The following is a 12,158-nucleotide window of genomic DNA, read 5'->3' as shown; positions in this document are numbered from 1 at the left end:
TCGGTGCCGAGTCAAATCCGGCGTCGTCTGTAACCTATCGTACAGTCGGCAGCCTCTCAAACACCCTGGCTCAGCGAAAGCGGGACGCCGGCACCTCTTGGTTCCGACGCAGCTCGGAGAACTCTACCGCCGTCCGGTCACCGTTCGGCTGGAGGAGCTCGAGCCGCGACGGAAGGAGGTCGGCCCCGAAGGAGACCGTCACGCGCACGAGGTGGCGCTTGAGGGCCGCGTCTCGAGGCAGGAGGGTGAGCGTCCAGGTCGAGCCGGTGGCGGCGAGGCTCAGACGGTACGCCTCCGCCACGCCGGAGCCCTCGCGCAGGCCGAGCCAGACGAAGAGCTGCTGCACGAGCGGGCCCAGGGTGCGGTCGGTGCGCAGGTCGAGCTGGCGCGCCGCTTCTCCCGGCAGCCGCAGCTCGGCCCGCAGACCGAGGACGAGGAGCACGCTGTCGTCGGGAGCCAGAGTTTCCCAGCGCAGCTTGTCGGGCCGGCTGTAGGTGAGCTGCCCGCGCGTCGCCACCTCGTTCCGGAAGAGAGCGAGGCGCTTCTTCTGCACGAAGCGGCCCTGCAAGGTGCGCGTCCCGGAGCCGGCGCGGGCCAGGCGCGCGAGAAAGGCGGTGACGTCTGGCTCCCCGGCAGCCCGGGTGGGCGCGCTCGGCACCCCCGCGACGAGGGCACCGAGCAGGAGCAGGCTCGCCGCGCGCCCTCGCCGCGGCCTCACGGCGCGGGACGCCGCTCGACGATGAAGCGCGCCAGCGCCTCCACCGAAGCGAAGGCCTGCTTCCCGGTAGCCTCATCGGGAATGCTCACTCCGTACCGCTTCTCCACCGCCACCGTGAGCTCCAGCACGTCGATCGAGTCGAGGCCGAGACCTCCGCCGAAGAGCGGCGCGCCATCCTCGATCTGGTCGGGTGTCACCCCCTCCAGCTTCAGCGTCCGGACGATCAGCTCCTTGAGCTCGCGCGTGAAATCCATCTCGGGTCCCTGAGCCTTCGCATCTATGATGGTGGGCGCAAGGTGTAACATGACGGACCCCCGCAGACCACTCAGGCCGCCCTCGAGACGCTGGCTCGTCGCGGTCGCCGCCGGGGGCGCCCTCCTCCTCACGCTGCTCGCGCTCCTCGGGAAGCTCCCGCTCGTCTCCGGCCTCGCCGCCGCCGCGCTGCTCGCCTTCGCTCCGGTGGCCGTCGGGTCGCTCGCGGTGGGCTCGGGACTGCTGGCCCGTCCGGTGATCGGCGCGAGCGGCACCCCGGGGCTCCTGTCGCTCACCTTCGACGACGGCCCGCACCCCGAGGGAACGCCGAGGATCCTCGAGCTCCTCGCGGCCCGCGGGCACCGCGCCACGTTCTTCGTGGTGGGCAGGGCCGCCGAGGCCCATCCCGCGCTGCTCGGCCAGATCGCCGCCGCCGGACACGAGCTCGGCAATCACTCCCACGCGCACGCCTGGCACCTGCCCTTCGCGCGACCGGCGCGCGTCGCGGAAGAGCTCCGGCGCGTGCAGGACGCGATCGCACGCGCCACGGGCAAGGTGCCGCGCCTCTTTCGTCCACCGGCGGGGGCGCAGAGTCCTCGGCTCGTGCGCGGGGTGCGCCTCGCGGGGCTCGAGCTGGTAGCCTTCTCGGCCCGCGGCCTCGACCACGCCCCGGGAAGGACGGCCCGGGCCGCCTTCGCCCGGCTCCGCCCTGCGCTGCGCCCAGGGGCGATCCTGCTCCTTCACGACGCGCCGAGGAGCGGCCAGACCCACCTCGCGGCGGAAGTGCTCCCCTTGCTCCTCGACGAACTGGAGCGTCTCGGACTGCGCAGCGTTCCGGTGAGCGAGCTCGTCGGATTGGACGCTGAAACCGAAGCCGCTACTCGAGACGCGGCCCCCCCACCGCCGACAGCGCCCGCTGCAGATCCTGCCCGTCGAACGGCTTGCGGAGCACCTGCAGCCCCGAAGCGCTGATCTCGGCCTGCACAGCGTCGGTGAAGACCCCGCCGGTCATGAGCATGACCCGCCCCTTCAGGTGGGGATACCGGACCAGGATCTCGCGGCAGAGGCTCAGCCCGTCCATGTCCGGCATCATGAGGTCCGACAGGACCAGATCCACCTGCGAGTCCTCGGCGAGCCGCAGGAGCGCCTCATTCGGACCGAGCGCCGTGCGCACCTGGTGCTGGCGCCCGAAGCTCCGCTGCGAGGCCCGGAGCAGGGTCTCCTCGTCGTCCACGAGGAGGATGCGGGCCTGGTGCGCCACCGGCTCCACGGCGTCCGTGATGCGCGTGCCGACCTTGTGGGGGCTCTGGATGGGGAGCAGGACGCGCACCGTCGTCCCCGTCCCGAGCTGACTCTCCACCTCGATCGTGCCGCCGTGCTGGTGCACGACGCTCGCGGAGAGCGCGAGGCCGAGCCCCGTCCCCTTGCCCGCCGGCTTGGTGGTGAAGAAGGGGTCGAGCACGCGCCCTAGGTGCTCGGGGGCGATGCCGCACCCGTTGTCCTCGACCTCGAGCAGGATCATGTCGCCGCGGGTCGAGAGCCGCACGACGATCACGTTGCCCTCGAAGTCGCGCCCCTCGAGGGCCTGCATCGCGTTCACGAGCAGGTTCACCAGGACCTGGCTGATCTGGCCCGGCACGCAGACCACCCGCGGCGTCTCGAAGAAGTGCCGCTCGAGGCGCGCGCGATAGCGGATCTGGTTCTGGACCATCATGATCGAGGTCTCGAGGATCTGCCGCAGGTCGGTGAGCGTGGCCGCCTGGTCGCTCACGTTCGAGAAGGCGTGGAGCTGCTTCACGAGCCGGCTCACGCGGTCCGCGCCCTGGAGCGTCTCGTCGATCACCTGGTGCAGCTCGCCACGGATCTCCTCGAGCAGGCCGGGCTCACCGGTCCGGTCACCGTGGCGCGCGAGGTGGCTGCTCACGATCGGCACGATATAGCCCGCGTAGCTCTGCAGGAGCTGCAGATTCTGCAGCACGAAGGTCATGGGGTTATTGACCTCGTGCGCCACCCCGGCGGCAAACTTGCCGATGGTGGCCATCTTCTCGAGCTGCATGAGGTGGCGCCGCGTGGTCTTGAGCTCGGCGTTCGCGGTGGTGATCTCGGAGTTCATGCGCTCGAGGTCCTGGTAGGCCTCGCGAAGCGCCATGTGCTTGGTGATGAGCTCGCGCTCGAGCATGAGGCGCGCGGTCTGATCGCGCAGCAGGAGCAGGGCGATCTGCTGGCGCGGATCCTCGCTGACCGAGACGTGGACCGAGGCCACGAAGTGCGAGCCGTCCCGACGGCGCAGGGGGACCTCTTCGTGCAGCCCGGGGCGCGAGAGGAGGTTCGCGAAGTCCAGCGGGGGGACGCGGCTGACCACGCGTTCGGCCGCGAGGAGGTCGAGCCGCCCGCCCACCAGTTCGCCGGCCCCGTAGCCGGTCACGTCCTCGCAGCGCGGATTGGTGGCGAGGATCGTGCGCTCGGGGCGCTCCACGATCAGCATCGCCTCGGCCAGGTCGGTGAGGAGCTGAAGGGCGTCGATCTGCAGACCGGGTGGCGCGCTGTTGGACGACATCCTGTTCCTTGTCGATGACATCTTCGCGTCCCCCTTCGCTCGGTTACCCGAGGAGCTCCAAGAACCGCTTCGACCGCTCGATGGCCCGCGGCAGCTCGTCCGCCACGCTCACGAGCGCCGTGTCGCTCAGGTTCAGCCGATCGAGGACCTCCTGCACCGGCTCGGGGATCACTTCGTCCCCGCCGTTTCCGATGTTGCAGCGCCGACAGATCACGTCCGCGAGCGCCACGACGTCCGCCATCGCGTGCGCCGTCTTCGGTAGCGAGAGGCGCGCCCGCGGGTCGAGGCTGTGGTGGTAGCCGATGGCCGCCTGCACGCTCGCCGGCAGGCGCCACTTCTCCGAGAGCCGGCGTCCGACGTAGTCGTGCCCCGGCAGCCCGATCTCGCGCTCGCTCTCGCGGAAGGTCACCCCCTTCTGCACGGCGGACTGGACCACCTCCTCGAGTATCTTGTGCGCCACGGAGGCCATCGCCACCTTGCCGATGTCGTGGAGCAGGCCGGCGGTGAAGGCCTCCTCGGGGGCAGGGTGCTTGAGGTGCTTGGCCACCGCCTCCGAGGCGATCGCCACGCCGAGCGAGTGCTTCCAGAGCTCGCGGATGCTGAACTTGGTACCCGGCACCGCCGGGAGGTTCTGAAAGACCGATACGGTCAGGACGAGCTGGTAGACCGTGTTGTAGCCCAGGTAGGAGATCGCGCGACGCACGTCGGCCACCCCCCCGGGGATGGCATAGTAGGCGGAGTTGACGAGGGCGAGCACCCGCGAGGTGAGGGCCTGATCCTCCTGCATGACCTGCGCGATGTGCGCGCTGTCGCAGTCGGGGTCGTTCACCAGCTCCGAGACCTGCAGCGCTACCATGGGTAGGGTAGGCAGGTTGTCCACACGGGACATCAGGAGCTCGAGGTTCACGACCGGCATGGGGCCTCCTATCTCCCTCAACGGCAGTCCGGAGCCGCGCTTGAGGAGGCAGTCGCCCCCGCGGAGCGTCAAGGAGCTGGCGGCCCCCCCGCGCCCTGACGCGCGGAGCGACCCAAGTGCATGGATCCGCGTCGCCGCGAGTGGGCACGCCGCTTGCTGGAGATCCGCGCATGCGGTGCGTGCTGGTTCTGGCGGCGGTCCTCGTGGCGATCCCTCGACCGGCGCGTCCCGAGGCCGGCGGGGTCCTGCTCGTGAACCTGCGCACGGGCGAGCGTCTCGAGGTCGCCCCCTTTCCGCTGCCCCCGCCCGCCGCGCTGAATCGCTTCTTCCGCTGCGGGCGAGACCGCCGCTACACCCTGATGGACCCTCGCCTCGTGCTCAGCCTGCTCGACGCCGCGAAGCGGCTCTCGCGCAGGCGCGTCGAGGTCCTGTCGGCCTTCCGGACCCGCGGCCTGAACGAGGCCCTGCGCGAGGCCGGACACAAGGTGGCCCTGCGCAGCCGGCACGTCCACGGCCAGGCGCTCGACATCCGACTCCCCGGAGTGCCCGTCACCGACCTCTGCGCGTACTTTCGCCGCTATCCGCCAGGCGGCGTGGGCTGTTACCATAAGCAAGGATTCGTGCACATCGACGTGGGACCCGTTAGATTCTGGTCCGGTTGAGCAGACCGTCCCACACAGAAGGACAGGCCCGCATGCAGAGCCCTGACGGGAAGACGACGGGCGCCGGAATAGGGGGGGAACCGCCGGCGGGACTCATGAGCCTCGCGCTCGAGGAGCGCGTGCTGGAACGCATCACCAAGGGCGACGTCTCCGTGCCGCCCTACCCGGCCATCGCGACGCGCGTGAGCCAGATCGTGGCCCGCGCGGACTTCGACATGAAAGAGCTCTGCCGCAACATCGCGGCGGACCAGGCTCTGGCCGCGGAGATCATCCGCATGGCCAACTCCGCGGCCTTTCGCTCCACGGAGCCCGTGACCACGCTCGAACGGGCGGTGACCCGCATCGGGACGAAGGAGCTCACGCGCGTCGTCATGGCCCTGACCATCGGGGCCAGCGCGTGCGGTGCCGGACCGCTCGTCACGCTGAAGCGCCGGGTCTGGCAGGAGGCGCTCATCAGCGCGGTCTTCTGCCACCAGGTGGGTCCGCGCATCGGGGTGGAGGGGAGCGACGCCTTCATCGCCGGGCTCCTGCACGACTTCGGCAAGACGATCGCGCTCGCGGTCTTCGAGCAAATCTGGGCCGCTGACAAGGAGGCCCAGGTGATGCCAGAGACCTTCTGGCGGGAGGCTCTCGAGCGCTACCACATCGAGCTGGGCATGGTGGTCGCAGCCAAGTGGAATCTGCCGGACATGCTGGCCACGGTGATGGCGCACCACCACGACCCGCAGGCGGCAGGCGACCACCAGCGGATCGCCGAGCTTCTGCTTCTGTCCGACGAGGTAGCGGGGGCGCTCTACCAGGGCAAGCAGCTCGCCGCCGACGACCTGCCCCGGCCCGTCTGGTTCACGAACTCGGGACTGCGCGCCTTCGCGGCGGCGGTGCTGCCGCAGATCCCCCCGCTCGTCTCGGGCCTCGAGGCGACGGGCGCTCAGCCCAAGGCTGCGCCCGTGGTCAAGGCGGGGGCGCGTCCGGCCTCCGCGGTAGCCCCCTCGGACACGACCCTCTGGGGGCCGCGCCATCCGGCGGACTTCCAGGTCATGAGCCGATCGAAGACCACGCCGGGGCAGTACACGGCGCGCAGCATGACGGCGCAGGGGCTCGAGATGGCGGGTCCCCCGGCGCTGCCGATCAACCACCTGGCCAAGCTCACGGTCCAGGGGTGGGGGGCCAACTTCGACATCTGGGCCAACGTGATGCTCTGCGCCAAGGAGGGGACGGCGCATCGCCTGGAGCTGCAGCTCTTCGGACTGGACGGCCCGACGCAGGACAGCTGGCTCGCGCTCTTTCGCGAGGCCGGCAAGCGGGCGAGCGGGAAGTAAGCCACTCCGGCGGCGAAGCTGGTCAGGTCGCGGGAGCGACCGAGGCGGCGTTGGCGCGCGGGGCGTGGCGCGCGCGAAGCGCGGCCAGCAAGGTCTGCACCCGCGTCTCGTAGGTGTGGTCGCGAAGCACCCGCTCTCGCGCTCGTCGGGCCACGGCCGCTCGCTCCTCGGGGTGTGCGAGATAATGACGGCAGAGAGCCGCCAGCTCGTCGGCGTCGCGGTAGACCACCGCCTCGGAGCCGAGCTCGAAGTGCTCGCCCACGTCGGCCTGCGCGTCGGAGAGGACGAAGCCACCGCAGGCCGGCACGTCGAAGACCCGCTGATTGACCGCGGTAGGCATCTGGCGACTCGTGGCGTTCAGGTTCACGGCGCTCGAGCGGTAGACTGCCGCGAGGGCTTCACCGTAGTCGAGCGGACCGCAGAAGGTGGCCGTCGGCAAGAGCCGCTTCCACCCGGCGTCGCCGTAGAGGTGGAGGTCCGGGCCCGCCACGGCGCGCAGGAGCCCCAACCGATGCGTCGCGGTCGCCTCCCAGGTGGCCGCTCCGAGCACGTTCCAGTCCGGCCTTCCGGGTCCGTCCGCGGGATGCAGCAGCGCCGCGCGGTCGGCCGCGCTCGCCGCCGCAAGCAAGGCCTCCGCCAGCCGCCGGGCCTGACGGCGTCCGGCCCCGTTCAGACGCGCCCTCCACTTCTCCTGCGCCGACTGCATGCTGTCGCCCACGAAGGCGAGGGGGCGCGCGGGCGCCTCCGGCCGGCAGGGAAAGCGGCTCGGGTCGGTCGCGAGCGGCAGGTAGTGCAGGTCCTCGGCACCGCGGGCGCGCATGGCCGGCAGGAGCGTGCGCTCCCAGAGAAAGAGGCTCGTGACCGATCGCGCGGGGAGCCCTCCCTGGCGGAGCACGAACTGCGGGCTGTCCACGTACCAGACAGCCACCGGCAGCTCGAGCTCCTCGAGGAGCGCGCCCAGGGCCCCGCCCTCGTCGAAGCCGAGGTGGTTGATCGAGAGGACGAAGTCCGGCCGCACCTCCACGAGCTTCCAGAGCAGGGCCTGAACGAAGCTCGCCACGGGCGTCGTCACCGGCACGGACTCCACGCGATGGCCGAGGCGGTCGAAGGCCCGGAGGCACTCCGCGCCCAGGTGGTAGTTTCCGTCGAGGAGCAGCACGGTGGCGCGATCGGAGGCGAACTTCCGGTACGCGAGCGCACGCTTCAGCGCGCTCTCGGAACCCAGGCGTCCGCTCGTCGGGTCGGTCCCCATGGCCTACCACCTTACTACGACCGCCGGCCACGGTGGCTTGAGGACGGGCACCGGGGTAAAGTTCCACCGCGCGGCGTCGATGTGATGTAAAGAGCCGGCGTCCGCGCGGCGGAGGAAGCATGGCCAAGGTCGGGCAAGCCGCTGTCGGAGAAGGTAGTCCAGGCGCCGCCGCGCCCGCTGCGGAGGCCGAGCCCTTCGACCTGCTGAGCCTCGCCGAGTACGACCGCGCGACCCGCGTGGCGGCCCTGCCGAACGAGCTGGCCGACGCGCGGGAGGTGGCCGAGGCGCTCCTCGAGTACCTCCGCACCACCTCGGACCCCTTGCCCGCCTTCCCGATCATGGCCGCCCGCGGGCTGCAGCTCCTGTCGAACCCCGACCTGGAGATCGGCGAGCTGGTCAAGCTCATCAACAGCGACCCGGCCATGACGGCACAGGTGCTGCGCGTGGCGAACTCGGCCTACTACTCGCGCGGCATCGAGGTCGCGGCGGTCGGTCAGGCCGTCTCGCGGCTGGGGCTCGCCAAGGTGGCGCAGCTCATGGCGGTGACCTCCCTGCGCACGCTCTACGACCCCCAGATCCAGGCCGGACAGAAGCGGTTCTCGACGGTGTGGCGCAGGCTCTGGTCCCATTCGGTGGTGAGCGCCTACGGCAGCCTCTGGCTGGCCGTGAACGTGCTCGACGATCCGAGTGGCCGCGCCTTCGTGGGCGGGCTCCTGCACGACATCGGCAAGATCGTGGCCCTGCAGGGCCTCGGGGGGCTCTCCTACCTCGGCAAGTTCACGGAGCGCGCGAGCCCGAACCAGGTGGAAGATGTGCTCGAGGTCCTGCACGTGGACGTCGGGGTGGAGATGGCCCTGCGCTGGCAACTCCCGGCCTTCGTGGCCGACCTCATCGTGGACCATCACGGCCTCGAGCTGCCCGCGCTGCCCGAGAACTACGCCGCCCACGTCGTACGGCTCGTCTCGGGGATGAACGAGGTGCGGACCAACCCGCGGTTCCGTTGGGACCTGGAAGAGGAGCTGGACGCGAGCGCGCGCGCGCTGACGATGGATGGGGTGGCGCTGCACAAGGTGGCCGCCACCCTGCGCGAGGCGGCGGAGCGAGCCCAGGCCCTCTTCTCGGCGGCCTGAGGCCCAGGCCGGAAGGTCCCCCCCCGGACGGGCCAAAACTCCGGGCCAATCCCGTCGATGAACCAGAGCGTGACGCGATGAGCACGTCCGACCGCCACGTCGAAGGGCTGATGGTGCTGGACGCTGCCGGCCAGGTGGCCCTGTGCAGCGACGTAGCGGCCGCGATCTTCGGCTACGCCCCCCCCGAGCTGCAGGGGACCTCGCTCGCCGCGCTGCTGGCTCCGGGGCCGAACGGCCCCCCATCGGGACCCGTGGTGCTCGAACGCCTGATCCAGGCCGGCCCGACGGGGCTGAAGCTCAACGCCGTGCGGCGGGACCGGCGGATCTTCCCTGTCGAGCTCCAGTGCGTCGAACATCGCGTGAACGGCTCGCGCCTCGTGATCGCGCTCGCCCGGGACGCCTCGGCCAGCTCCCGCGCCGGACGCCTGCAGCGGGCGCGCGCCGCCGCCTCGCGGGTCATGGCCGAACCGGGGTCCGCCCAGGAGGTCGTTCCGAAGCTGCTCGAGGGCCTCTGCCACGAGCTGGGCTGGGCCTTCGGTGCGCTCTGGCAAGAAGACGGCACCGGGGGGCTGACCTGCCGCAGTCTGTGGGTCTGCGACGAGCAACCGTTCACCGAGTTCGTGGCGGCCACGCGCCGCGCCACCGTCGGCTTCGGCATCGGGCTCCCCGGGCGGATCTGGTGCGGCCGCTCCCCGACCTGGATCGCCGACACGCGGGCCGAGCACGCCTTTCCGCGTCTGGCGGTGGCGGCCCGGGAGGGCCTCCGGGTGGCCTTCGGCTTTCCGGTCGTCCTCGGGCAGAGCTTCCTCGGGGTGATCGAGCTCTTCGGACACGACGTGGAGGAGCCCGACCCGAGCCTCCTCGAGCTCGCCGCCAACCTCGGCCGCGAGGTGGCGCAGTTCCTGGAGCGCAAGCGCATCGAGGACGAGCGGGACCGCTTCTTCAACATGTCGCTCAACCTCTTCGCCATCGCCGACCGCAGCGCGAACTTCTGGCGCGCGAACGACGCCTGGGGCAGGGCCCTCGGGGTCACCCCGGCGGAGCTCGCGTACCGTCCGCTCTGGGAGATGATGTGTCCGGAGGAGCGCGGCAGGGCGCAGGCGGCCATCGACCGCCTCAACGCGGGAGAGGACCTGCGAGACTACGAGGCGCGCTTCTGCCACAGGGACGGCTCGGTCCGGTGGCTCTCGCTGAGCTGCGCCGCTCCCGAGGCGGGCGCCGAGTGGATTTACCTCGCCGCGCGCGACGTGACGTCGAACAAACAGGCCGAGGCCGAGCTCCGCCAGGCGCAGAAGCTCGAGGCGGTGGGACAGCTCGCCGCGGGGATCGCCCACGAGATCAACACCCCGATTCAGTTCGTCGGAGACAGCGCGCATTTCCTGCGCGACGCCCTCGGCGATCTGACGCGGCTCATCGCCAGCTACCAGGAGGTCGTGGCCGCGGTGGAGCGCGGGGAGGCCACGGCCGAACACGCCCTCGCCGCCCGCCAGGCCGAGCAGGACGCAGACCTCGAGTACCTCCGAGAGCAGCTCCCGAAGGCCGTGGACCGGACGCTCGAAGGGACGTCGCGCGTGGCCGACATCGTACGGGCCATGAAGGAGTTCGCCCACCCGGACCAGAAGGAGAAGGTGGCCGCGAACCTCAACCGGGCGCTCTCGAGCACGCTCACGGTGGCCAAGAACGAGGTGAAGTACGTGGCCGAGGTGGTCACCGACTTCCAGGAGTTGCCGCCGGTCTTCTGTCACCTCGGGGACCTGAACCAGGTCTTCCTGAACCTGCTCGTGAACGCGGCCCACGCCATCGCGGACGTGGTGGGGACGAGCGGGGAGAGGGGGCTCATCACCGTACGGTCGCGCTGCGACGGACCCGACGTGGTGGTGGAGATCAGCGACACGGGCACCGGCATCCCCGAGGAGATTCGCGCGCGCATCTTCGATCCGTTCTTCACCACCAAGCCCGTGGGCAAGGGGACCGGTCAGGGCCTGGCCATCGCCCGCTCGATCGTCGTGGACAAGCATGGCGGGTCGATCTCGCTCGAGAGCGAGCTGGGGCGCGGCACGACCTTCGTCATCCGGCTGCCCATCGAGAACAAGGGGGGAACCATGGAGCACCGGGCCGTATGAAGCGCATTCTCTTCGTGGACGACGAGCCGCGCGTGCTCGAGGGGCTGCAGAACCTCCTGCGCAAGGAACGCAACCGCTGGGAGATGGTCTTCGCCCCCGGAGGAGCGGAGGGACTCGCCCTCCTCGAGGAGAAGGGCTTCGACGTGGTGGTCTCGGACATGCGCATGCCCGGGATGGATGGCGCCACCTTCCTCACCGAGGTCCAGCGGCGCTATCCCCGGGCGGCGCGCATCGTCCTCTCGGGGCAGACCGACCAGGCCTCCGCGGGGCGCGTGGTCGCCGTGGCGCATCAGTTCCTCTCCAAGCCGTGCGACAGCGCCGCCCTCCGCAAGGTCATCGAGCGGGCGTGCGCGCTCCAAGACCTCCTTCACGACGAGGCGCTCCAGGCCGTGGTCGGCGAGCTCGGCCAGCTCCCGAGCCTCCCGGGCGTATACCTGCAGCTCGGGCGGATCCTGGACAGTCCCGAGGCCAGCGTGACGCAGATGGCCCAGATCGTGGAGCAAGACGCGGCCCTCTGCGCGAAGATCCTGCAGCTCGTGAACTCGGCCTTCTTCGGGCTGGCGCAGAAGTGCCTGAGCGTGGAGCGGGCGATCTCGCTGCTCGGCACCTCGCTCCTCAGGAACCTCGTGCTCTGGAACGCGGCCGGCCAGGGGATCGAACGCCTGCCCGCCACGCTCCGCGAGGACATCCTGGCGCGCCAGGCCCACGCGATTCTCGCGGCCCGCTTGACGGCCCGCCTCGCCAAGGGGCAGCCCTTCGCCGAGGCGGCCTTTCTGGCGGCGAGCCTGGCCAACCTGGGCTGGCTGGTCCTCGCCACGCACCAGACGAGCCAGGCCGAGAGCCTGCGGGCCAGCGCCGCCGAGAGCGGCCGGCCGCTCCACCAGCTCGAGCGCGAGCTACGCGGGGTGACGCACGCGGAGGTGGGGGCGTACCTTCTCGGGCTCTGGGGCTTCCCGAGCGCCGTGGTAGAGTCCGTCGCGTTTCACCACGAGCCGGGGCGCATCGGCCACGAGACCTTCGACAGCCTGGCCGCTGTCCACGTCGGGTACGCTCTGGCCGCTGACGCGATGGACGCACGGGCCAGGACCGCGGAGCATCCCACCGCGCTGATCGCGGATGGCACCCTCGACGAGGCGTACCTGGAGCGTGCTGGAGTGCTGGACCAGCTTCCGGAGTGGCGGCGCCTCGCCGAACAGGAGGCGGCGCGGATGACAGGGGGATAGCCACCG

11 protein-coding genes are annotated in these 12,158 nt (G+C 70.9%); 6 read left to right on the top strand and 5 right to left on the bottom strand.

The window, feature by feature from the left end:
- Positions 1 to 70 precede the first annotated feature (70 nt).
- A complete protein-coding gene (locus tag IT371_12805) occupies positions 71 to 718 on the bottom strand; it encodes an outer membrane lipoprotein carrier protein LolA (protein MCC6748536.1) in 648 nt (215 codons plus the stop codon).
- On the bottom strand, positions 715 to 972 hold the full coding sequence (locus tag IT371_12800) for an acyl carrier protein (protein MCC6748535.1): 258 nt from the start codon (positions 970 to 972) through the stop codon (positions 715 to 717). Before IT371_12800 ends, IT371_12805 begins: the two co-directional genes overlap by 4 nt.
- 49 nt (positions 973 to 1,021) lie before the next feature.
- On the opposite strand from IT371_12800, the gene IT371_12795 reads away from it, so the two are divergent.
- Positions 1,022 to 1,942: a polysaccharide deacetylase family protein gene (locus tag IT371_12795; protein ID MCC6748534.1), complete on the top strand. Its 921-nt coding sequence runs from the start codon at positions 1,022 to 1,024 to the stop codon at positions 1,940 to 1,942.
- Here the strand turns inward: IT371_12795 and IT371_12790 are convergent.
- Both IT371_12790 and IT371_12785 read right to left on the bottom strand, forming a co-directional pair.
- A complete protein-coding gene (locus IT371_12790) occupies positions 1,848 to 3,527 on the bottom strand; it encodes a response regulator (protein MCC6748533.1) in 1,680 nt (559 codons plus the stop codon). The genes IT371_12795 and IT371_12790 overlap by 95 nt on opposite strands.
- Positions 3,528 to 3,570: 43 nt before the next feature.
- A complete protein-coding gene (locus IT371_12785) occupies positions 3,571 to 4,443 on the bottom strand; it encodes an HDOD domain-containing protein (GenBank protein ID MCC6748532.1) in 873 nt (290 codons plus the stop codon).
- A gap of 170 nt (positions 4,444 to 4,613) precedes the next feature.
- On the opposite strand from IT371_12785, the gene IT371_12780 reads away from it, so the two are divergent.
- Positions 4,614 to 5,105 (top strand): YcbK family protein, encoded by a 492-nt coding sequence (locus IT371_12780; protein MCC6748531.1) that lies wholly within the window; start codon positions 4,614 to 4,616, stop codon positions 5,103 to 5,105.
- Positions 5,106 to 5,137: 32 nt separating this feature from the next.
- Positions 5,138 to 6,424, top strand: a complete 1,287-nt coding sequence (locus IT371_12775) for an HDOD domain-containing protein (protein ID MCC6748530.1) — start codon at positions 5,138 to 5,140, stop codon at positions 6,422 to 6,424.
- A gap of 22 nt (positions 6,425 to 6,446) precedes the next feature.
- On the opposite strand, the gene IT371_12770 is transcribed toward IT371_12775, so the two are convergent.
- Positions 6,447 to 7,676, bottom strand: a complete 1,230-nt coding sequence (locus tag IT371_12770; GenBank protein ID MCC6748529.1) for a glycosyltransferase — start codon at positions 7,674 to 7,676, stop codon at positions 6,447 to 6,449.
- Positions 7,677 to 7,795: 119 nt separating this feature from the next.
- On the opposite strand from IT371_12770, the gene IT371_12765 reads away from it, so the two are divergent.
- The 3 genes from IT371_12765 to IT371_12755 all read left to right on the top strand — a co-directional run bounded on the left by IT371_12765 (position 7,796) and on the right by IT371_12755 (position 12,152).
- A complete protein-coding gene (locus tag IT371_12765; GenBank protein ID MCC6748528.1) occupies positions 7,796 to 8,806 on the top strand; it encodes an HDOD domain-containing protein in 1,011 nt (336 codons plus the stop codon).
- A gap of 77 nt (positions 8,807 to 8,883) precedes the next feature.
- Entirely contained in the window at positions 8,884 to 10,929 is a 2,046-nt protein-coding gene (locus tag IT371_12760) for a PAS domain S-box protein (GenBank protein ID MCC6748527.1), read from the top strand.
- Entirely contained in the window at positions 10,926 to 12,152 is a 1,227-nt protein-coding gene (locus IT371_12755; protein ID MCC6748526.1) for an HDOD domain-containing protein, read from the top strand. Before IT371_12760 ends, IT371_12755 begins: the two co-directional genes overlap by 4 nt.
- Positions 12,153 to 12,158: the final 6 nt, after the last annotated feature.

This window comes from Deltaproteobacteria bacterium, from assembly GCA_020848905.1.
In the GTDB taxonomy this organism is placed as follows: Bacteria; Myxococcota_A; Polyangia.
The sequence above is the reverse complement of the archived record's forward strand: the minus strand, read 5'-3'. Positions and strand labels throughout refer to the sequence as shown.